At 68.1% G+C, this 20,815-nt stretch carries 23 protein-coding genes; 11 read left to right on the top strand and 12 right to left on the bottom strand.

What is annotated here, in order from left to right; translation table 11 throughout:
- Nucleotides 1-79: 79 nt before the first annotated feature.
- Both CA951_RS00785 and CA951_RS00790 read right to left on the bottom strand, forming a co-directional pair.
- Entirely contained in the window at nucleotides 80-703 is a 624-nt protein-coding gene (locus CA951_RS00785) for a bifunctional 2-polyprenyl-6-hydroxyphenol methylase/3-demethylubiquinol 3-O-methyltransferase UbiG (protein WP_087555026.1), read from the bottom strand.
- A 21-nt stretch (nucleotides 704-724) separates the two neighbouring features.
- A complete protein-coding gene (locus tag CA951_RS00790; protein ID WP_087555027.1) occupies nucleotides 725-1,840 on the bottom strand; it encodes a DUF4185 domain-containing protein in 1,116 nt (371 codons plus the stop codon).
- A 285-nt stretch (nucleotides 1,841-2,125) separates the two neighbouring features.
- Between CA951_RS00790 and CA951_RS00795 the strand changes: the two genes are divergently transcribed.
- Both CA951_RS00795 and CA951_RS00800 read left to right on the top strand, forming a co-directional pair.
- Nucleotides 2,126-3,145: a beta-ketoacyl-ACP synthase III gene (locus CA951_RS00795; protein ID WP_087555028.1), complete on the top strand. Its 1,020-nt coding sequence runs from the start codon at nucleotides 2,126-2,128 to the stop codon at nucleotides 3,143-3,145.
- A 34-nt stretch (nucleotides 3,146-3,179) separates the two neighbouring features.
- Nucleotides 3,180-3,803 carry a DUF3060 domain-containing protein gene (locus CA951_RS00800; RefSeq protein ID WP_087555029.1) on the top strand — a complete coding sequence of 208 codons (624 nt, stop codon included), beginning with the start codon at nucleotides 3,180-3,182 and terminating at the stop codon, nucleotides 3,801-3,803.
- Here the strand turns inward: CA951_RS00800 and CA951_RS00805 are convergent, their stop codons facing one another.
- The 3 genes from CA951_RS00805 to CA951_RS00815 form a co-directional block, all read right to left on the bottom strand.
- Nucleotides 3,804-4,565, bottom strand: coding sequence for an HNH endonuclease family protein (locus tag CA951_RS00805; RefSeq protein WP_087555030.1), 762 nt, complete (start codon nucleotides 4,563-4,565; stop codon nucleotides 3,804-3,806).
- Between the two features lie 74 nt (nucleotides 4,566-4,639).
- A complete protein-coding gene (locus CA951_RS00810) occupies nucleotides 4,640-5,800 on the bottom strand; it encodes an alkaline phosphatase family protein (RefSeq protein ID WP_087555031.1) in 1,161 nt (386 codons plus the stop codon).
- A 46-nt stretch (nucleotides 5,801-5,846) separates the two neighbouring features.
- Nucleotides 5,847-7,193 carry a cytochrome P450 gene (locus CA951_RS00815; RefSeq protein ID WP_087555032.1) on the bottom strand — a complete coding sequence of 449 codons (1,347 nt, stop codon included), beginning with the start codon at nucleotides 7,191-7,193 and terminating at the stop codon, nucleotides 5,847-5,849.
- A gap of 87 nt (nucleotides 7,194-7,280) precedes the next feature.
- Here CA951_RS00815 and CA951_RS00820 point away from each other — a divergent pair, with 87 nt between their 5' ends.
- Nucleotides 7,281-7,898: a TetR/AcrR family transcriptional regulator gene (locus CA951_RS00820; protein WP_087555033.1), complete on the top strand. Its 618-nt coding sequence runs from the start codon at nucleotides 7,281-7,283 to the stop codon at nucleotides 7,896-7,898.
- A 49-nt stretch (nucleotides 7,899-7,947) separates the two neighbouring features.
- The gene (locus CA951_RS00825; protein WP_087555034.1) at nucleotides 7,948-8,877 is read left to right on the top strand and encodes an alpha/beta fold hydrolase; all 930 of its coding nucleotides are present in this window, start codon (nucleotides 7,948-7,950) and stop codon (nucleotides 8,875-8,877) included.
- A 57-nt stretch (nucleotides 8,878-8,934) separates the two neighbouring features.
- Here CA951_RS00825 and CA951_RS00830 read toward each other — a convergent pair whose 3' ends face one another.
- Nucleotides 8,935-9,708, bottom strand: a complete 774-nt coding sequence (locus CA951_RS00830; RefSeq protein WP_087555035.1) for a VOC family protein — start codon at nucleotides 9,706-9,708, stop codon at nucleotides 8,935-8,937.
- A gap of 119 nt (nucleotides 9,709-9,827) precedes the next feature.
- Between CA951_RS00830 and CA951_RS00835 the strand changes: the two genes are divergently transcribed.
- Nucleotides 9,828-11,114 (top strand): alpha-hydroxy-acid oxidizing protein, encoded by a 1,287-nt coding sequence (locus CA951_RS00835; RefSeq protein ID WP_087555036.1) that lies wholly within the window; start codon nucleotides 9,828-9,830, stop codon nucleotides 11,112-11,114.
- Between the two features lie 3 nt (nucleotides 11,115-11,117).
- Here the strand turns inward: CA951_RS00835 and CA951_RS00840 are convergent, their stop codons facing one another.
- Together CA951_RS00840 and CA951_RS00845 are read right to left on the bottom strand one after the other, a co-directional pair.
- Nucleotides 11,118-11,414, bottom strand: a complete 297-nt coding sequence (locus CA951_RS00840) for a response regulator transcription factor (protein ID WP_179220067.1) — start codon at nucleotides 11,412-11,414, stop codon at nucleotides 11,118-11,120.
- Between the two features lie 108 nt (nucleotides 11,415-11,522).
- Nucleotides 11,523-12,611 (bottom strand): DUF1524 domain-containing protein, encoded by a 1,089-nt coding sequence (locus tag CA951_RS00845; protein ID WP_087555037.1) that lies wholly within the window; start codon nucleotides 12,609-12,611, stop codon nucleotides 11,523-11,525.
- Between the two features lie 175 nt (nucleotides 12,612-12,786).
- Here CA951_RS00845 and CA951_RS00850 point away from each other — a divergent pair, with 175 nt between their 5' ends.
- From CA951_RS00850 to CA951_RS00860, 3 genes are all read left to right on the top strand, one after another.
- Entirely contained in the window at nucleotides 12,787-13,776 is a 990-nt protein-coding gene (locus CA951_RS00850) for an alpha/beta hydrolase family protein (RefSeq protein ID WP_087555316.1), read from the top strand.
- Entirely contained in the window at nucleotides 13,773-14,234 is a 462-nt protein-coding gene (gene arfB / locus CA951_RS00855; protein ID WP_087555038.1) for an alternative ribosome rescue aminoacyl-tRNA hydrolase ArfB, read from the top strand. Before CA951_RS00850 ends, arfB begins: the two co-directional genes overlap by 4 nt.
- 125 nt (nucleotides 14,235-14,359) lie before the next feature.
- Nucleotides 14,360-14,839 (top strand): sigma factor-like helix-turn-helix DNA-binding protein, encoded by a 480-nt coding sequence (locus tag CA951_RS00860; RefSeq protein WP_087555039.1) that lies wholly within the window; start codon nucleotides 14,360-14,362, stop codon nucleotides 14,837-14,839.
- A 5-nt stretch (nucleotides 14,840-14,844) separates the two neighbouring features.
- Here the strand turns inward: CA951_RS00860 and CA951_RS00865 are convergent, their stop codons facing one another.
- Genes CA951_RS00865 through CA951_RS00880 form a run of 4 tightly spaced genes read right to left on the bottom strand, consistent with a single transcriptional unit; the run spans nucleotide 14,845 to nucleotide 16,765 of the window.
- The gene (locus CA951_RS00865; protein ID WP_087555040.1) at nucleotides 14,845-15,195 is read right to left on the bottom strand and encodes a VOC family protein; all 351 of its coding nucleotides are present in this window, start codon (nucleotides 15,193-15,195) and stop codon (nucleotides 14,845-14,847) included.
- A 41-nt stretch (nucleotides 15,196-15,236) separates the two neighbouring features.
- A complete protein-coding gene (locus tag CA951_RS00870; RefSeq protein WP_087555041.1) occupies nucleotides 15,237-15,800 on the bottom strand; it encodes an SRPBCC family protein in 564 nt (187 codons plus the stop codon).
- Nucleotides 15,797-16,114, bottom strand: coding sequence for a helix-turn-helix transcriptional regulator (locus CA951_RS00875; RefSeq protein ID WP_087555042.1), 318 nt, complete (start codon nucleotides 16,112-16,114; stop codon nucleotides 15,797-15,799). Before CA951_RS00875 ends, CA951_RS00870 begins: the two co-directional genes overlap by 4 nt.
- A gap of 33 nt (nucleotides 16,115-16,147) precedes the next feature.
- Entirely contained in the window at nucleotides 16,148-16,765 is a 618-nt protein-coding gene (locus tag CA951_RS00880; RefSeq protein WP_087555043.1) for a TetR/AcrR family transcriptional regulator, read from the bottom strand.
- 126 nt (nucleotides 16,766-16,891) lie between these two features.
- On the opposite strand from CA951_RS00880, the gene CA951_RS00885 reads away from it, so the two are divergent.
- Genes CA951_RS00885 through CA951_RS00895 form a run of 3 tightly spaced genes read left to right on the top strand, consistent with a single transcriptional unit; the run spans nucleotide 16,892 to nucleotide 20,807 of the window.
- Entirely contained in the window at nucleotides 16,892-17,818 is a 927-nt protein-coding gene (locus tag CA951_RS00885; RefSeq protein WP_087555317.1) for a diiron oxygenase, read from the top strand.
- The gene (locus CA951_RS00890; RefSeq protein ID WP_087555318.1) at nucleotides 17,815-19,626 is read left to right on the top strand and encodes a DUF4873 domain-containing protein; all 1,812 of its coding nucleotides are present in this window, start codon (nucleotides 17,815-17,817) and stop codon (nucleotides 19,624-19,626) included. The genes CA951_RS00885 and CA951_RS00890 overlap by 4 nt, the downstream gene beginning before the upstream one ends.
- Nucleotides 19,627-19,664: 38 nt before the next feature.
- Nucleotides 19,665-20,807, top strand: coding sequence for an XdhC/CoxI family protein (locus tag CA951_RS00895; protein ID WP_179220068.1), 1,143 nt, complete (start codon nucleotides 19,665-19,667; stop codon nucleotides 20,805-20,807).
- Nucleotides 20,808-20,815 lie beyond the last annotated feature (8 nt).

Below are 20,815 nucleotides of genomic sequence, written 5' to 3' on the forward strand. Positions count from 1 at the left end.
TTCTGTCTCTCCCAGTGAGATGGTGCGGTCTATCAGTTAGTACCGCCCAAGTTATTACTCGTCGGTAACATCAGCGATATTACGCGTCATTTACCGGACTGCCAAGACTCGGGCGGTGTGCGACGACGAGCGCGTCGATCGCCGTTCCGGCCTCCGTCTCGCGGAATCGCCGTTCGGCGACGTCCACGCTCAGACGACCATCGAGCACCGCTACCAAATCATCTGGTGTGTAGAGGATTTCGATGTCCTGAGGACCCCCGACTCCCTGCGACAAGTTAACGGCGTCATGCCCCAAAATCATGAGGATTCCGTCAGGTTTCAGCGCAGATATGGCGCGGTTCACAACCTGCAGACGCTCCTCGGGAGCGAGATGGAGGTAGATCATGAGCACGAGGTCGTACTCGCCGCCGAGGTCCGACTCGGTGACGTCGGCGACGCGGTAGTCGAGCCGTTCCCGGACCGAGCGGGGCGCTTCGGCGGCTACTCGGCGGGCCTTGTCGAGGGCGACGGCCGAGTAGTCGAGCCCCGTCACCTCCCAGCCGCGGGTGGCGAGCCAGTGTGAGTTGCGGCCCTCCCCGCACGCAAGGTCGAGTGCGCGACCGCGTGGCAGCGCGGTGACCTGCTCGACCACGACGGCGTTGGGTGGCGCGCCCCACACCAGTTCGCTCTGTGAATACCGTTCGTCCCAGGCAGCTGCATCCATGCCCCGACGCTAGTACGACCGCTACGGAGTGAGGGTGGTGTGCATCAGGAGAACGTTGTAGTTGTTGTGCACCGTCGTGAGGAAGTAGAGGTCGCGCCCCGACGACCACGGGTGGATGTAGGCGCCGTACGCGGTGGGCAGTTCCCGGGTGTCGACGAGCACCTCGGGTGGGCCCCACGGTCCGGTCACCGACGGTGAGCGGCGCATGACCACGGAGTTGAACTGGTCGGTGGTCAGCATGAGGTACTGCCCGAGGTATTCGTTGTACGCGACGGACAATTCGCCGACGCCGCCCGGCATGATCGGCTTGGCGACGTCGGGGTTGCCCTTGATCCACTTGGCGCCGTCGAAGTACTCGTACGCGCCGAGGTCCATGATCTGGGGTTCCGGGACGCGGGCGATGTGGACGAGTCCGCCGCGCCCGGCGGGGGTGCCGTACTGGTAGACGAAGCCGTCGGCCTTGACGAACGCGCTCATCTGGAAGTTGGCGTTGCCCCCGATGTTCGGGCGCTGCGTCTCGGGGGCGACGGTCCAGTTCTCGCCGTTGTCCTGCGAGTAGACGAGGCCGGAGTAGTTGGTGTCCCACGTGCCCGCCGGACCCCAGTTCTTCACCGACATCATGCTCAGCACCTGGGTGTTGCCGACGGCGACGCCTGCGGTGGGGATGCGGCTGATCTCGACGAACGGGATCTTCGGGCTGGGGACCAGCTCCTTGGACTGGCCGAAGATGTCGCGGGGTGAGCTGTCGAAATTCATCCCGTCGGACAGGATGCCGTCCGAGCTGCGGAAGAGGGTGCTGCTGCGCCACGCCCACAGGCTGCCCGACAGCAGGTTGGGCAGTCCGAGCCCGGCGGAGTCGCCGAACGCCGTGAGGACCTGGCCCTGGCCGTTGTCCCACATGATGCCGAGGTCGGTGCCGAGGACGTTGGAGTCCTGGGTGCGGTTGGGACCGAGCATGCCGGTCTGCTGCGCGACCGCCTGGGTGCGGCCGGTGAGGTGCGGAATCCCGTTGGTGCCGTTGAGTCCGGGGATCGGATTGATGGCGTTGGGGTTCGCGGCGGCCGGGCCCGCGAATGCGATCAACGTCACTGCCGCGCCGATGAGCGAGGCTGCTGCAAGAGCTCTGGTTCGCTTCACGAAGGACACTCCATCTCTAGCAGCAGGCGGCACTGCGTGGCCTGAAGAGACCACTCCCCCTACCGGTGATCAACTGCTGGAAATCGCGAGAAGTCTAACAAGACTGTTCTTCCGAAAGTGTCGGTTTGACCGCCCTGTTCGTTTCGCCGACGCCTCCACGGATCCGATATTACTCGTCAGTAACAGGAACCGGTGCTACCCGCGGGGCGGCCGCCGACGTAACGTGTGCTGGCGACAAGTCCACACTGCGCGTAACCACGCGGGACCTGATGAGGAGATCGATCGATGGGAAAGCAGATTGCCACCGTGGCTGGAGGTCGGCAGTCCGCCCTTCTCGGGCTCGGCGTGTACCGGCCCGAACGGGTCGTCACCAACGACGAGATCTGTGAACTGATCGACTCGAACGACGAGTGGATCCAGTCGCGCTCGGGCATCCGCAACCGGCGGTTCGCGGCGGAGGACGAGAACGTCGTCACGATGTCCATCGAGGCGGGGCGCAAGGCGATCGAGGCGAGCGGGATCGACCCCGAGCAGATCGGGGTCGTCATCGTCGCCACGTCGACGTACCTGCTGCTGACGCCGCCCGCTGCCGCGCTGGTGGCCGACGCCCTCGGAACCAACGGCCCCGGAGCGTTCGACCTCGGCGGTGGATGTGCGGGCTTCTGCACCGCGCTGACGGTGGCGTCCGATCTGGTTCGCGGCGGATCCGTCGACTACGCCCTCGTGGTGGGTGTCGAGAAGATGAGCATCACCACCGACCCGACCGACCGCTCGACGCGCTTCATCTTCGGCGACGGCGCCGGGGCCGTGGTCGTCGGCAAGAGCGACGTCGCAGGCATCGGGCCCGTGGAGTGGGGTTCGGACGGCTCCCAGGCCGACGCCATCGTGCAGGACCTGGATTGGTACGAATACATCACGACGCCGGGTGCCACGCGTCCGTACATCAAGATGGCAGGCACCGCCGTGTTCCGCTGGGCCGCCTTCGAGATGGGCAAGGTCGCGCTGCGGGCAGTCGAGAAGGCCGGCATGTCGGTCGACGACCTCGACGCGTTCGTCCCGCACCAGGCCAACTCGCGGATCACCGAGGTGATCGCGCGCAGCATGAAACTTCCCGAGGGCGTGCCCGTGTCCGACGACATCGCCGAGAGCGGCAACACGTCGGCGGCATCGGTGCCGCTCGCCATGGAGGAGATGCTGCAGTCCGGCGCCACCAAGCCCGGCGACACCGCCCTGCTGCTCGCGTTCGGTGCCGGGCTGTCCTACGCGGCCCAGGTCGTGACGATGCCGGCGCTCGCGAAGAACTGACCCGGTCCCGTCGGGGGCAGGAAAGCAGGGATCGATGGGTGTCACCCGGCAGTCGGTCGCCGTCGCCGTGCTGATGTCCTCCGCCGTGGCCCTCGCGGGCTGCGGCGGCGGGAGCACCGGCGGCGGCGGCACCTCGACGGTGTCCGGCTCTGCGGTGGAACTGAACTCGGGCGGTGACTGCGCGGGCCGCGACGTGATCGTCGACCGGGACGGTGCCGGGGTCGTCCTCGAGGGCGAATGCGGCACCGTCACCATCGAGGCCAACGGCGTCTCGGCGACCGTCGCCACGTCCAACGCGATCGTCGTGCGCGGTCAGGACACCAACGTCGTCGGCGGGCAGACCGGAACGCTCACCATCTCGGGGCGCAGCAACAGTTCCACCATCGACGTCGTCGAATCGATCGAACTTCAGGGCAACGCCGTGACCGTGCTCGGCAAGCAGGCGGAGCGGATCTCGGTCACCGGAAGCGGGAACTCCCTTAACGTCGACGACTCCGGTGCGATGACGGTGAGTGGCAACGACAACTTCGTGCGCGCGGTGTCCCTCGACTCCCTCGAACTGACCGGTTCCAACAACTCCGTCGACTGGGATTCCGGTGCGACGGCGCCTGCGGTCGACACCGGCTCCGAGAACCGGCTCACCCCGCCCGGGACGTGATCACCGCGCGCCGCAGCCGGTGAGCACCGCGGCCATCGCATCGCGTTCGGGCGGCGTCACCCAGAGTCGGTACGCCACTTTCACTTCCACCTGCCGTGCCACATAGGTGCAGCGGTACGCCGCCAGCGGGGGCAGCCACGTCGACGCGTCGGCATCGCTCTTGCGCTGATTGGTGGGTCCGTCCACCGCCTGCAGATTGCGGGGATCGTTCGCGAGGTCGGCCCGTGTCTGCGCGTCGAGTAGCTGAGCGCCCTTCTGCCACGCGTCCGACAGCGCCACCACGTGATCGATCTGCACGGCGTCCGACGTCTTCGTGCCGCGGGTGAACGCAATGATGTTGCCCGTGTAGAGATCCCGCAACGTGCCCGACTGCACCACGCACTCGCGGGTGCGGTCCCGCGACGTGATGTCGACGAGGTCGCGGCGCAAGATGTCGTTGCGGGTGTCGCAGCCGTTGCGTCCGAGCGCGACCGACACGTTGTCGGTCCAGCTGGGGCCGAACAGCTCCCGGTCGTATCCCGTCTTCGGTGCCCTGCCCTTCGCCTCGAGGGTGGACAGCTGGGTGAATGCCGTCTGTATCTGTTGTGCGTCAGTGGCTTCCGACGGTGCGGCCGGTCCGGTTCCGGAGGCGACGGTGCCGTCGGGGTCCGGGGAAAGCATCGTGACGAGCACGACGACGAGCAGGCCGGCGAGGATCCAGGGCCACTTGGTTCTGAGGGTCGTGATGATGGAGCCGGTGTTCGGTACCGCAGAGCGGGGCATGAATCTCTCCTGAAATCAACGCTGTTCGTCATTTCTATCAGGAGTGGCCCGGCAAACCGGTGAACGACCCGGGTTTACGTCGCGGCGCCCAGCAGCAGTGGAATCAGTAACTCGTCGTCGGTGAGCGCGCCGTGCTGCCCGGGGAGGGCGGACAGCCGCGACTCCGCCTTGCGCCGGACCACCGCGACACCGCCCTGCGCGATGGCGACGACGTCTCCGATGCGGCCCTGCACCTCGGATCGCACGGCGGGACCGAACAGTCCCGCGGTGACGGCCTCGTCTCTGGTTCCGATCCACATGCGGTGTCCCAGTTCGCTCCTCCACCGGGCGGCGACGTCGTGCGCGGCTCCGGTACGCGCGTGGACGTGCCTGCACCGCGGTTCGCCGGCGAGCGCCATCACGCCGTCGGAGAGTGCGGGTGTGTCGTCGAAGTCGATCTTGTCGGCGTCGTCGACGGTGACCATGCCGTGGTCGGCGGTGACGTGGAGGGCGGCGCCCGGTTGCGCGATCGCGAGTTCCGCGGCGAGTCTCTCGACGAGCCGGTCGACGAGGTCGAGTTGGTGCAGCCACGGTGCGGATCCCGGACCGTAGATGTGCCCGAGGGTGTCGATTTCGCTGAGATAGCAGTAGGTGAGCGTCCGTTCGCCGGATCGCGCCGCGGTGACGACGTGCGCGATCAGGTCACCGTACGCATGTATTCCCGCGAACGTGCCGCCGCGGAGGACGGCGCGGGTGAGCCCGGACCCGTCGAACTTCGCGGGAACCACGGTCGTGCACGCGATACCGGCCGCCGCGGCACGCTCGAACACGGTCGGTGTGGGCTGCAGGACCTCGGGGACCAGCCGGGTGAGTTCGTCGCCCTTGTGGCCTGCGCGCCACGACAACCAGTTGATCGTGCCGCGAACCTCACGAACGTATGACTGGTAGCCGGTGATGCCGTGACCGCCGGACGGCAGTCCCGTGCCGAACGACGCGATGCTGGTGGCCGTCGTCGTGGGGAACCCCGCGCGGATCGGCCGTCCGGTCAGGCTGTCGAGAAACGGGGCGCGCTCGCGATGACGACGCAGCAGGCTCCAGCCGAGGCCGTCGATCAGCATCACCACGGTGTGCCTGCTGTCGGGCAGGTGCAGCCGGTTCGGCTCGCCGGCGACACCCAGCGAAGCGAGGACGGACGGCATGAGGTTGGACAGCGTGGGCTGCGAGTACACGTCGAGCGGGGGCGCCGTAACGGTCATGACTCCCACTATGGTGGATCGGCCGAGGCTGCACTACGGAGTCGGCTCAGTACAGGTCCACCGGCTGGCCGTCGGAGGGGAACGGCAGCGACGTGTAGTTGAGCGGGGCGACGTAGCCGGGGCTCACCCGCCAGTCGAATCGCTGCAGCAGGTGGTGCATGACCGTCTTGATCTCGGCGCCCGCGAAGTGCATCCCCAGGCATTTGTGCACGCCGCCGCCGAACGGCTCCCACGCGAACCGGTGGACCTTGTCCTCGCGGCGTTCGGGTGCGAACCGCTCGGGGTCGAACCTCTCCGGGTCGGGCCAGTACTCGGGCATGTGGTGGGTGAAGTGCACGACCACCGACATGTACGTGCCCTTCGGGATGTAGTGGCCGAGCACCTCGGTGTCCCGGACCGCTCGCCGCGCGACCACCGGGACCGGGGGAACGAGGCGCAGGCATTCCTTCATGACGAGGTCGAGGTCGGTGAGTTCGTCGAGTTCGCCGTAGCTCGGAGTGGACGTGCCGAGCGCCGCGGACTGCCGCCTGCAACGTTCCTGCCACTGCGGGTGCTGGCCGAGGTACTGCATCATCGTCGACAGCGTGATGGTGGACGTGTCGTGCGCCGCCATCAGCAGGAAGATCATGTGGTTGATGACGTCGTCGTCGCTGAACCGTTGTCCGTCTTCGGATTCGATGTGGCACAGCGCGGAGAACAGGTCTTCGCCCGCGCCCGCGCGTCGGGCGGGCAGGTACCGGCGGAAGAACTCCTCGAGTCGGCGGCGCCCGTCGATGCCACGCTTCCATCGCGTCCCGGGCAGCGGGTACCGCACCACCGACGTGGCGGCCTGCACGCAGTCGATGAAGGCCTTGTCGACCTCGGCCATCTCCCGTGGCGTCGACCCCTCGGCGCCGCCCATGAAGATGCTCGTGGCGAGATCGAGCGTCAGCTCCTTCAGCGCCGGGTACACGGTGAAACCCGGGGTGGGCCGCCAGGCGTCGAGCCCCTTCTCGACGGCCGGGTGCAGTGCCTCGGTGTAGCGCGACAGTCGGTCCCGGGTGAAGGCCTGCTGCATGATTCGCCGGTGGACGAGGTGTTCGTCGCTGTCGAGGAGCATCAGCCCCCGGTGGAAGAACGGCCCGATCAGCACGCTCCACCCGTCGCTGTTGACGAAGGCGCGGTCCTTGTTCTGCAGCACCGACTGGCAGCCGTCGGGGCCGAGCACCGTGACCCATCTCTTGCCGGCCATGCTCAGCCACGACACGGGGCCGTAGCGGTCCCAGCGGCTCTGGAGCAATCCCATCGGGTCGCGGAAGTACTCCAGGGAGTGTCCGATGACGGGGAATCCGGCATTCCCCGAGATGGGGCTGAGCGTACTTTCCTGCGGCGGAGCAGCGAGAACTTTGGGCACGGGCACTCCCTCGTCGGGTATGTGACAGGACGCCATGTCAGATGTCTGTAGTGTGCGTCACACCAGGTGGTCTGTCAACATCGAGTCATGAGTCAGCCGGCGCGGCAGTACCGCGGGAGAAGTTCGGAGGAGCGGGCCGCCGAACGTCGTGCGCGACTTCTCGAAGCGGGACTGCAGGTCTTCGGGACCGTCGGCGGCGACAAGGCGACCATGACCGCCATCTGCGCCGAGGCGAAACTGACGGAACGCTATTTCTACGAGAGCTTCCGCGGCCGGGACGACCTGCTGGTGCAGGTGATCGAGGGGATCGCCGCGGAGATCGGCGAGGCCGCGCGGGTCACGCTCCAGACCGTGACCGGCGACCCCGAGGTGCGGGTGCGGGCGGCGATCGCGGCGTTCGTCGACATCCTGACGGCCGACCCGCGGAAAGGCCGGGTGTCGATCATCGAATCGGCAGGCGCCGAACCGCTGCGGACGCGAAGACGTGAACTGCTGCGGGCGTTCGCGCTGCTGGTGGCGGAGCAGGCGCGGGAACTCTACGGCGACCGGGCATGGTCGTCGCCGCAGGACGAAATCACCGCACTGCTGTTCGTGGGTGGGCTCGCAGAACTCATGACGGCGTGGCTGAACGGTGAGATCGAGGTGTCTCCCGAGCAGATCGTCGACGCCGCGACGTACCAGTTCACGTCCACCGCACACCGCTGAGAGGGTCCCAACCCCAAACGTGACGACCGTCACGTGCGAAGCTGTGGGAATGGTGGATATCGCACGCCCACAGTTGGAGGGCACGGTCGCGGTAGGCGAGGGGCGTCGGCTCGGCTTCGCGGAGTTCGGATCGGCACAGGGCAGGGCGGTGTTCTGGCTGCACGGCACACCCGGGGCGCGGCGTCAGGTGCCGATGGAGGCCCGGGCGTTCGCCGAGCGCGAGCACGTCCGGCTGATCGGGATCGACCGGCCGGGGGTCGGGTCGTCGACCCCGCACCGCTACGGCGCGGTGATCGACTTCGCCGAGGACCTGCGCACGGTCGCCGACACGCTCGGCATCGACCAGATGGCCGTGATCGGCCTGTCCGGCGGCGGTCCCTACACGCTCGCCGCGGCGTACGCGATGCCCGACCGCGTGGTCGCGACCGGCATCCTCGGGGGTGTCGCGCCGACGAAGGGCCCCGACGCGATCCGCAGCGGGTTGATGGATCTCGCGGTGCTGGCCGCACCGGTGCTGGCGGCGGGCGGCGTCCCGGTCGGGCTGGCGGCGAGTTCCGTCATCAGGCTGGCACGGCCGTTCGCGTCGCCGATCATCGACCTGTACGGGCGGATGTCCCCGGAGGGCGACCGTCGTCTCCTCGCGCGGCCCGAGTTCAAGGCGATGTTCCTCGACGATCTGCTCAACGGCGGCAGCAAGCAACTCAGCGCCCCGTTCGCCGATCTCGTCCTGTTCGCGCGGGACTGGGGATTCCGGGTGAACGCGGTGAAGACCCCGGTCCGGTGGTGGCACGGCGACTGCGACCACATCGTCCCGCTCCGGCACGGGCAGCACATGGTGTCGCTGCTGCCCGACGCCGAGTTCCACACGATGCACGGGGAAAGCCACCTCGGCGGACTGGGCATGTCGGAGGAAATTCTGCGCTCGCTCCTCGACATCTGGGACGCCAAGGAGGCGCAGGCGCCGTTCGGCCCGGTCTGACGGTGGCGCGGCCCGCGCGCCACCGTCGCAGGCCAGAATTGCGCCACCGTCGCAGGGTCAGGACTGCAGGGTGGTGATCTGGAACGTGGCGCCGAGGGGGTCGGCGACGGAGGCGAGCCGCCCGAACGGGGTGTCCTCCGGTTCGCGCCGGACGGTGCCGCCGAGTTCGATCACCTTCGCGACCGCCGCGTCGGTGTCGCCGACGCCGATGTAGAACTGCCAGAACGAGGGGACGCCGTCGGGCAGGAACGCGTCGGCGTCCATGACGCCTGCCACGGTGCGGTCGCCGAGGTTGGCCTGGGAGTACCGGAATTCGTCTGTGTCGCCGAGGGTCTGATACGTCCAGCCGAACACGTCCGCGTAGAAGGGGAGCGCGGCCCCGTAGTTGCGCGACAGCGTCTCGTGCCAGACCGGCGCGCCGGGTTCGTCGACGAGGTCGAAGCCGGTGTGCTGATCGGCCTGCCACACGCCGATGACGGCGCCGGCCGGATCGCCGAGGATGGCGATCGTGCCCTGGTCGCCCACGGCCATTGCGGGCATCATGACCTGGCCGCCCGCCTCGGCCGCCTTCGCCGCGGTGGCCGCGGCGTCCTCGGACGCGAGGTACGTGGTCCACACGTTGCCGTACGGGTTGCCCTGCTGTTGCGGGCCAAGGCCCGCAATGGGTTTGCCGTTCATGCTGAAGATCGAGTAGCCGCCGTACTGCGGATCCTCGTTGGTGTCGGACCTCCACCCGAACAGTCCGGTGTAGAACGGAATGACCTGTTGCGGGTCGGAACTGGTGAGATCGATCCAGCAGGGAGCGCCGGTGAGGGACGGACGGTCGGGCATCGCGGTCTCCTAGGATGTCAGGGGGGTTCGGGGCAGCGCACGGTGTGGTGCCGGTCACAAACCTACGCGTCCGCGCGACCCGCCGCCGGTTCGTGAGGTGCTGTGGAAGACTCGGCCGCATGTCTGCGAGCGAGAACCAGGACAGCCCGGGCCGGGCCCGCCAGAATCTGATCTACCGCGACGGCGTCCTCGGCCGCACCCCCTCCGTTCCCACCGACTTCGACACCCTCGAGCGGCGCGCGCGGCGGAAGATGAGCGCGAAGGGGTGGGCGTACGTTCACGGCGGCGCCGGGCTGGGCCGCACGATGCAGGCCAACCGCGACGCGTTCGACAAGTGGCAGATCGTTCCCCGGGTGCTGCGCGACGTCTCGAAACGCGACATCGGGGTCGAACTGTTCGGACGTCGCATCCCGGCGCCGGTGCTGCTCGCACCGGTCGGCGCCGCCGAACTGGCCAGGCCGGAGGCCGACGTGGCCATTGCCGCTGCCGCCGCCGAACTGGGTGTGCCGTACATCTTCTCCAACCAGGGTTGCGCCCCGATGGAGGAGAGCGCGGCGGCGATGGGCGACGCGCCCCGATGGTTCCAGCTGTACTGGAGCACCGACGACGACCTCGTCGACAGCCTGCTGCAGCGGGCGGCGAACATCCGGGCGGACGCCGTCGTCGTCACCCTCGACACGACGATGCTCGGCTGGCGGCCGGAAGATCTCAACCTCGGTTCGCTGCCGTTCGCGCAGGGGCAGGGAATCGCGCAGTACACGTCCGATCCGGTGTTCCGCCGGATCGTGCACGACCGGATCAAGGCCGCGACGAAGAAGCCGGACGTCGAGGTGACGCTCGGCGCCATCCGATCGCTGGTGTCGATGACCCGGCGCTTCCCGGGCCGCTTCCTCGGCAACCTGCGGTCGCCGGAACCGCGGGCCGCCGTGGAGACGTTCCTCGACATCTACTCTCGGCCGTCGCTGAGCTGGGCCGACATCGAGACCCTCCGCAGCCGGACGTCGCTGCCGATCCTCCTCAAGGGCGTCCTCCACCCGGACGACGCCCGGCGTGCGCTCGATGCCGGGGTGGACGGGATCGTCGTGTCGAATCACGGTGGGCGGCAGGTGGACGGCAGCGTGTCGTCGCTGGACGCTCTCGTGGACATCGCGCCCGTCGTCGACGGCAGGCTGACGCTGCTCCTCGACAGCGGAATCCGCACCGGAGCAGACGTCTTCAAGGCGCTCGCGCTCGGTGCGGACGCCGTGACACTGGGCAGGCCCCACCTGTACGGCCTGGCCCTCGCGGGTCAGGCCGGTGCGCGGGACGCCACCGCCAACGTGATCGCCGAGTTCGACCTCACGATGGGTCTCAGTGGTCTGACGTCGGTGGCCGAGATCGACCGGGACGCCCTGCGCAGGGCATAGCCCTCAGAGTTCGGCGATGGTGATGATGCCGTCCTGCAGGGCCCGCACCAGCAGTGTCGTCTTGGTGGACGCGTCACGTCCCACCAGGGCGTACTTCTCGCGGATGCGGGTCAGGTGGGTGTTGACCGTGCCGAGGGCGATGTGGAGGTCGGCGGCGACGGCGAGCTTGGAGTCGCCGCGCAGCCAGTGGCGGAGAACCTCGATCTCGCGCGCCGACAATGCCGGCTTCTGATAGACGCGGGCGACTGGCGGTTCGTCCGTGTGTGGGGGGTGCCCGAGTGCGTCGGGTGCAGTGGTCATGCCGGTCTCATCTTTCTGACATGTACAGAAATGACTACAGGTACCCGACGTCCCTGCAGGCAGTTCAGGTTAACTGGTGGTGGCGGTGCGTGTCTCGGCAGGCCCGGATCAGCTCTCACAGCCGACACCGTCGCCGTCGCGGTCCAGGTGTGTGCCGTAGCCCGGTTCGCCGACGTGGACCGGTGCGGCACCGGCCGCCCTGGCCGCCGAACAGTTCTTGTAATAGACCTCGCTCGGCCCCGCCGTATCCACGAACGGGACGGGTGCGGGCGCCGGGGCGGGAGCGGGCACGGGCGCCGGTGCAGGCACAACGGCCGGGGCCGGGTCGGTGGTCGGGGCGGGCGCCGCGCCGGGCGTTGCCGCCCCGCAGTCCTGGAGAACCCCGGCGATCGCATCGTGTTCGGCCTGGGTCACCCACAGCCTGTACGCGGCCTTCACCGACACCTGATCCGCCACGTACGTGCACCGGTAGCTCTTGTTAGGGGGCAGCCAGGTTGCGGCGTCGCCGTCCGACTTCTGCTGGTTGGCGGGGCCGTCGACGGCCTTCAGGTTCCGCGGATCGTTCGCGAAGTTCACCCGGGTCGCGGTGTCGAGTTGCTGTGCGCCCTTCTGCCAGGCGTCGGACAGTGCGACGACGTGATCGATCTGCACGGCGCTCGACGTGCTCTCTCCGCGGACGAAGGAGATGGTGGTCCCGGTGTAGGGGTCGTTCAGGGTTCCGGTCTGCACCGCGCAGTCGCGGGTGCCCGGCTTGAACACGATCTGGTCGAGGTCGCGTCCGAGGATGTCGTTTCGGGTGTCGCAGCCGTTGTGGCCGCCCTCGACCGTGACGTCGTCGGTCCACGCCTGGCCGAACAGATCCCGGTCGTACCCGGTCTTCGGTGCGCGGCCTTTGATCTCGAGTCCGGCGAGTTGCTGCAGCGCGGCGGTCGCGTCGGCGCCGCTGAGCACCGCAGGTGCGACCGGTGAGAGGGCCAGCGCAGACGAAACCGGCACCGGTGTCGAAGAACTCGACGTGGCAGCCGCTACCGTCGAAGCGGCGACCGCGGGCGTCGCCGACGCGGATAAGGCCTGGGCCGATTGGACGTCCTGTCCGGGGCTGCTACACGAGACCACGGCCACGGCTACGACGATCCCGCCGGTGATCCAGGGCCACTTCTTGCGAGCGGCAGATGATGAGGGCAGGGGAGACGTCATGCCGGTCCTTCAATGAACGTGGGGGGTCGAATGTTCATCGCACGGAAGGGCTCTTCCGTTACTCGGCAAATCGTGGGAACTGTTAGCATGCCCCGGGACCGGAATTCGTGCGGGTGGAGGGCGGTAAACGGTCGTGACACGACATGTCTTACGGGGGAAATTGCGCACCGCGGCCGTGACGGCCGTGACCGTGACGTCCCTCGTCCTCGGCGGCGCCGTTGCGGCCGCCGATCCGGTCGTCGACACCGGTCGGGCGCTCGGTTCCGCGGCGGCGCCGAACGGGTCGAAGCTCGACCACGTCACCGTTATCGATCCGAGACATCTGACGCTGCACGTCTTCTCGGCGTCGATGCAACGCGTCGTGCCGGTGCACGTACAGCGGCCCGCCGACACGAGCGCGCCGAGGCCGACGCTGTACTTCCTCGACGGCCAGATCCGCCGGGAGAAGACCGATGTCGAAGAGTTCCTGGCCGACCAGAACGTGAACGTCGTCAGCCCGTCCGGCGGCGAGAACGCGTATTGGACGGACTGGAAGAGCCCGGACCCGGTCATGGGGGTGAACAAGTGGAAGACCTTTATGACTCAGGAACTTCCGCCGGTCGTCGACGCGGCTCTCGGCACCAACGGAGTCAACGCGCTCGCAGGCATGTCCCGGGTCGGCACCGCGGCGCTGCAGTTGGCGATCGCCGCCCCCGGCCTGTTCCGTGGCGTTGCCGCCTACAGCGGTTGCGCCCTGACCAGTGATCCGCTCGGTCAGCTGCTCATCAAGATCACCATGAACAACTACGGTTACGGCAATCCGGCCAACATGTACGGCGAGCCGGACGATCCGGCGTGGTCGGCGAACGACCCGTACGTGCACGCCGCCGAACTGCGCGGCACGGAACTGTTCCTCTCCAACGGCAACGGTCTGCCGGGGCGCTACGAGACCCTCGACGGCCCCGGGATCGAGGGGAACGTCGGGGTGCTCGCGCGGCAGATCTACGCGGGTGGTCCGATCGAGGCGGTGACCAATTACTGCACACATCGATTCACGGATCGCCTGGGAGAACTGGGGATACCTGCAACCGCGAGTTTCCGTAACTCGGGTACACACTCGTGGGGATACTGGCAGGATGATCTTCACGATTCCTGGCCGGTGCTGGCTCGGGCGCTGGGAGTGTGAGCGAAGTTCCTCCGGTGTTTCCCGGCGGCGAGGTCACCGACGACCTGGAGATCACCCGGTCGCTCGTCGTCCCGGCCGCCGAGTTGCAGTGGCGGTTCTCCCGCGCAGGCGGTCCCGGCGGTCAGGGAGTGAACACCACGGACTCGCGGGTGGAACTGCGGGTGAACCTGTGGACGTTGTCGACCCTGTCGCCCACCCAACTCGAACGCATGCAGGTTCAGCTGGGACACAGGCTCGTTGACGGTGTCGTCAGCGTGACGGCGTCCGAAACCCGTTCGCAACTGCGCAATCGGCGCGCGGCACGGGCCCGGATGGCGGCGCTGCTACGCGCGGCCGTCCTGGCCGAAACCCGCACCCGGCGTCCGACCAAGGCCACCAAGGGTTCACACCGGCGAAGGCTCGACGCCAAGAAGCAACGCGGCCAGATCAAGAATTTGCGCAGGAAGCCGGACATGTAGGTGGTTTCACGCACCGGGAAATGGGGAATGTCCCGGATGTGTTGCCCCCTCGTGTGTCGGAAGATGAGTACGGAAGCGCCGTCACGGATGACCGGAGGCGGCGAGGTCGGGGGATCGAGGGCAGCATGAGTGTGCTTGACGAGGAATTACATTCGGCGGCGACGGCCGCCGCGGCGGGGGATCGCGAGGCCGTGCAGCGGGTGACGGCGACGCTGTGGCCTCAGGTGGTGCGGTATTGCCGTACCCGCGTGGGGAATTCCACGCAGGTCACGCGGCCCGCGGACGAGGTGGCGCAGCAGGCGCTGCTGGCGGTGGCACGGCAGCTTCCGTCCCTCGCCCGCAGCGACCATCCGGTCCGCGAGGTGTATCGCGTCGTGAGCCGGACCGTCGCGGACGCGCAGGGCGGTTCCGCAAGCCCCGACCTCCCGGCGGAAGTGGCCAGGTTGCTGCACGGACTCGACCCCACCGCGCGGGAGATCGTGCTGCTGCGAGTCATCGACGGACTGTCCGCGCACGACACCGCGGGCGTCCTCGGACTCCCGGTGGGGCGGGTTCTCGTCGTGCAGCACGAGGCGCTGCGGGCCCTGCAGGCGAAGGTGGCCTGATCGCGTCAGCGCCGGCCCGAGAGTACGCAGAACTCGTTGCCCTCGGGATCGGCGAGCACCACCCAACTCTGCTCGCCCTGACCGACATCCGCGTGCCGGGCGCCGAGTGCGAGAAGCCGTTCGACCTCGGCCTGCTGATCGTCGGGCCGGAAGTCGAGGTGGAGCCGGTTCGGGATCTGCTTGCGGTCCGGAACGGCGACGAACAGGATTTCCGGGTGGCTGTCGGCCCGGGGCCGGATGTGGACGTCGCCGTCGGAGTCGGTCACGGCGCCCCAGCCCAGGGCCTCGGCCCACCAGCGTCCCAGGGCTGCCGGATCGACGGCGTTGACCACCACGGCTTCCCATTCCAGGCCCATGTGTCAACGGTACCGGGGAGCGGCGGACGGCCGTCGCGGATTCAGGGCAGTGTCGGGTCGATCGGTTCGACGCCGAGGCGTTCGGAGTACTGCTCGTTGAGTTCGCGCCAGCCGTAGTTCATCGCATCGGCCCCGACGATCGGTCCGATCGGGTGGCCGTCGAGCAGGGCCTCGGCGACGTCCAGGCACAGGTGCCACCCGGCGGCCGTCATCGCCGCGGTTCGCTGGTCGTCGAGCGTGTGGCGCAGGGTCAGTCGGGTTCCCGCGTCGGTCTGCTCGATCGTCCACAGCAGAACGTCGTCACCCCAGGCGTGTTCGAGGACGTGCGGTGCCTCGGCGCGGATCACGGTGCCGTCGAGTTCGGTGCGGTCCGGCCCGTCGACCATGGTCAGGGTGGCGGGACCGACCGTGCCGAGGTCCCGGTCCGCGGTGTACGGCGCCCACTGCGGTAGTTCGCCGGGGTCGGTGAGTGCGGTCCACAGCGCCGACGGTGAGTGTGTGAAGTCGCGGACGAAGGTCAATGCCCATCGGTCGCCGTCGGGTTTTGCTTCGGCGTGCCGGAGTGGGCCGGGGCGGTAGTCGCGTCGTGCGTCCGACTCGGTCATGACGAGGTCTCCTTCGAATCGAGGTGCCGCTCGAGGGCGTCGAGGTGGTGTGTCCACAGCCGGCGGTAGGGCTGCAGCCACTGTTCGAACTCGTCGAACGGTTCGCGGTGCAGGCTGTAGATGCGCTGTTGTGCGGCGGTGCGGCAGGTGACGAATCCGGCCTGTCGCAGCACCCGCAGGTGTTTGGACACGGTCGGCTGGGGCAGTGCGAGTTGGTCGACGAGTTCGCCGACGCTGGCGTGGCCGGCCCGAAGCCGTTCGAGGATTCTGCGCCGCTGCGGTTCGGCGACCACGGTGAACACGTCCGGTGCCATGACCTTGAGTATGCCCCTACGCGTATATACTCGTCAAGGAATATGAACGTCCGGCTGCGGCATGAACGCGATGGACAGCAGCGACCGGACGAACTCGCGTAATGCCTGCTCGTCGGACGTGTCCACGATTCCCTCCGTGATGACGAGGGAACCGATGATCCGGAATGCCCACTCGGAGATGGCGGCGGGGCTCACCCCCGACAGTTGCTCGGGGGTGAACAGGCGCTCGAAGTGGGGCGTCAAAAGTTGCGCGCCGAGTTCGATCATCGGCTTCGCCTTCACCGTGAACCAGGGGAGTACCACGTCGGGGTCGTCGCGCAATCCCTTCTGCAGCAACCGGTGTCCGCGGGCGTACTGGACGGCGAACACGACGGCGTCGACGAAGCGCACCTGGAGTTGGCTCTGCCGTCCCCGCAGTACCGGATCGAGCACGACGAAGAAGCGGGAGATCTCCCGCTGGAACAGGGCCTCGAGGATGGCGGACTGGTCGCCGACGTGTTTGTAGAGCGTGGGCCGCGACAGTCCCGCTCGCTCGGCGATGACCGCATGCAGTCGGGTGCTGTACCCGAGTTCGATCAGGCACTGTTCGGCCGCGTCGAGGATCGTCTCCCGGAGTTCGCCCGGGGTCGGTGTCGTCGGCCGCGTCCTCACGGCCCTGATTGTGCTGGTCGGGTGGGGTGGGCGCAAACCGAAAGACGCAAATGTGAACTCGAGTTACAGACAACCATTGACCTGGATCACACCCGGGTTTACGTTTTACCTATGAACGGCAACGAGATGGAATCGCCCTCGACGAAGGGAAAAGCGATGTCTCAGCGTTCACACACGATCGACCGGGAGGAAGTTGCCGGTCGGCTCCTCGCCGGCTCCGTCAAGCGTTCGTACGCACCGGTCGTCGACATCGACTGGGATGCGCCGCTCGAGGACGGCAAGTACTTCCTGCCGCCGCAGGTCCTGTCCCTGTGGGGGACCGAGATGTGGGACGCGATGAGCGAGGCGCAGCGCATCGAACTGTCCCGGCAGGAATCGGCGAACATCCTCAGCGTCGGAATCTGGTTCGAGAACATCCTCAACCAGGCCCTGCTGCGCGCGCTGCTGCACAACGATCCGAGTTCGCTGCACACCCGGTACATGCTCACCGAGATGGGCGACGAGTGCAGGCACATGACGATGTTCGGGCGCGCCATCGAGCAGATGGGTGCCAAGCCCTTCCAGCTCCGGTGGTACCAGGCGGTCGTGGTCAACGTGCTGCCCAAGACATTTCGCGGAACCATGCTCTGGGTGGCCGCGCTGATCGGCGAGGAGATCTTCGACGCCACGCAGCGGCGGGTCGTCGAAGACCCGCAGTTGCAGCCGATGATCTCCCGGCTGATGCGGATCCACGTCACCGAGGAGTCCCGGCACATCCGCTTCGCGCGCGAGGGGGTGCGTCGCCGCGTCGCGGAAGGCCACCGGATCGACCGGCTGTGGGTCGGCACGCTGCAGGGGATCGGTGGCCCGCTGTTCCAGCGGCTGTTCACCAACCCGGCCATGTACAAGCGGGCCGGACTGGATCCGAAGGGGGCGCGTCGACAGGCGCTGGCAAATCCGAACTTTCGCGAGAATCAACGCCGCGGGTTCGAATCGCTGGCTGCGTTCCTCGAGGAGAACGGCCTCATGCGAGCGACCTCCCGCGCGCTGTGGCGGCGCGGGGGCTTCCTGTGAAACCCGGAACCGCTGAACCGGACGTCCTCGTCGTCGGTACCGGATTCGCCGGATTGTGCATGGCGATCAAGCTGAAGGAGGCGGGGCAGGAGAACTTCGTCGTCCTCGAGAAGGCCGATCGGGTGGGCGGAACGTGGCGGGAGAACACGTATCCGGGGTGCGGGTGCGACGTGATGTCGCTGATGTACTCGTTCTCCTTCGCGCCCAACCGGAAATGGACTCGGATGTACGCGCGGCAGCCCGAGATCCTCGACTACATCGAGCGCGTGGTCCGCGACTACGACCTGGCACCCCACATCCGGTTCGGCGCCGAGGTGATCTCCTACGACTTCGACGAGACCACGGACCGGTGGCGGGTCGAGACCCGCTCGGGTTCCGTGTTCCACCCGCGGATCGTCGTCGCGGGACCGGGGCCGCTGCACAAGCCCAGCGTTCCCGCGTTCCCCGGACGAGAGTCGTTTCGGGGAACGGCATTCCACTCCGCCGAATGGGATCACTCGGTCGACCTGTCGGGTAAGCGGGTCGCGGTCGTCGGCACGGGAGCGAGTGCCGTGCAATTCGTGCCGGAGGTCGCGAAGACGGCAGCACACGTGGACGTCTTCCAGCGGACGCCGCACTGGATCCTCCCGAAGCTGGACCGCCCGATCACCGCAGGCGAGAAGGCGGTGTTCAAGGCTGTGCCCGGCGTGCAGAAGGCCTACCGCCACGCGATCTACTGGAGTCACGAATCGCTGATCGCCGGTTTCCTGCACCCACGGCTGATGACGGTGCTGGAGTCGGCCGCCCGGAGGCTGTTGCGGAGGCAGGTGCACGACCCCGTCCTGCGTGCCACTCTGACCCCCGGCTACACCATCGGATGCAAGCGAATCCTGGTGTCCAGCAACTACTACCCGGCCCTGCAACGGGAGAACGTCGACCTGGTCACGTCGGGTATCGCGGAGATCACCGAGCGCGGGATCCGCACCGAGGACGGACAGATGCACGACGCGGACGTCATCGTCTACGGCACGGGGTTCGCGGTCGGCGACCGATTCGAGAACGAGCACATCGTGGGTCGTCGCGGGCTGACGATCCAGCGGGCCTGGCGCGACGGCATGGAGGCGTACCTCGGTGTCGCGGTCACGGGGTTCCCGAACTTCTTCCTCATGATGGGGCCGAACTCCGGAGGCGGCAATCAGTCGATCGTCTTCGTCATCGAGGCCCAGGCGCACTACATCACCCGATGCCTGGCGCTGATGAAGAAACGCGACGCGACGCGGATCGAGGTGCGGGCGGGCGCACAGCGCGAGTTCAACCGGGTGATCCACCGCAAACTCGAGGGCTCGGTGTGGAATTCGGGTGGTTGCGACAGCTGGTACCTCGATTCCACCGGCCACAACCGGGCGGCCTGGCCGGGTTCGAGCGCGTCGTACTGGCGGCGCCTGCGCACCCCCGACGACCGGCACTTCGAGCTGAGTTCGCTCGCCGAACGCGAGGACGACACCGAGTACCGGGGGCCGGGTGTGCTCACGTCCGGCGACCTGACCGTGGCCGTCGAGGTCTTCCTGAACGGTCACCTCGAACCGCTGGACGGTCTGTACCACTGGTACGGGCGTGTCGTCGGCGACGGCGTCGACGCGGCCAAGCAGCGCAACCGCACCCCGCTGTTCCTCACGATCGGCGACGGTCCCGAGGTGCCCGCCGCCCTCGCCGAGCGCGACCCGTGGGGCCACTACCGGATCGCCGGGGCCGGGACGCCCCCGTTTCCGCTGGCACCGGTCGACGTCGAGGTTCCCGTCTCCCGGGCCAAACTCGCGTCCGCGGAATAAGCTTGGTGGCGAGTCGGACTCGAGCGGGAAGGGTGCTGATGCGCGACGTACTGGCAGACCTGATGGCGGTGTGGACCGCGGGTGGAACGGCGGGCGTCGGAACGGTGGTCCGCACGTTCCGCTCCGCACCGCGGCCGGCGGGGGCGTCCATGGTCGTGGCACCCGACGGCAGCGCGTCCGGTTCGGTGTCGGGCGGGTGCGTTGAGGGGGCGGTCTACGAACTCGCCACCGACGTCGCGGCGACGGGAACGCCGGTGCTACAGCGGTACGGGATCAGCGACGAGAATGCGTTCGAGGTGGGTCTCACCTGCGGCGGAATCATCGACATCTTCGTCGAGCCCGTCTCGCGGGACAATTTTCCGGAACTCGGTGAGATCGTCCGGGACATCGAGAACCACCGGCCGGTCGCGGTCGCCACCGTCGTGGCGCATCCCGACCCCGCCCGGGTGGGTCGCCGGCTGATCGTCCGGCCCGAGGACGTGAGCGGTGCCCTCGGTTCGGACCGCGCCGACTCCGCCGTCACCGACGACGCCCGGGGTCTCCTCGCGGCCGGCGGCAGCACGGTGCTGACGTACGGCACCGACGGTCAGCGCCGCGGCGAGGGAATGGAGGTGTTCGTCGCCAGCTATGCGCCGCGGCCGCGCATGCTCGTCTTCGGGGCCATCGACTTCGCCGCCGCGGTGGCCCGGCAGGGCGCCTTCATGGGTTACCGGGTGACGGTCTGCGACGCCCGGCCGGTGTTCGCGACGCACGCGCGGTTCCCGACCGCGGACGAGGTGGTGGTGGACTGGCCACACCGGTACCTGGCCGGCCAGGCCGAGGCCGGTGCCATCGACGGCCGGACCGTGATCTGCGTCCTCACCCACGACCCCAAATTCGACGTCCCCCTCCTCGAAACGGCGCTGCGCCTCCCGGACGTCGCGTTCATCGGTGCCATGGGATCACGCCGAACCGACCTGGACCGGCGCGAACGCCTGCGCGAGGCGGGTCTGACCGACGCCGAACTCGACCGGCTGTCCAGCCCCATCGGCCTGGACATCGGCGCCCGCACCCCGGAGGAGACGGCCGTGTCCATCGCCGCCGAGATCATCGCCTGCCGGTGGGGCGGCACGGGGCGCCCGCTGGCGGAGTCGAGCGGCCGGATTCACCACGAGGAACCGGTGGATTCCCTCGTCGAATAGGCGCGGTT

The sequence above is a fragment of the Rhodococcus sp. NCIMB 12038 genome, from assembly GCF_002165735.1.
GTDB lineage: Bacteria > Actinomycetota > Actinomycetes > Mycobacteriales > Mycobacteriaceae > Rhodococcus_F.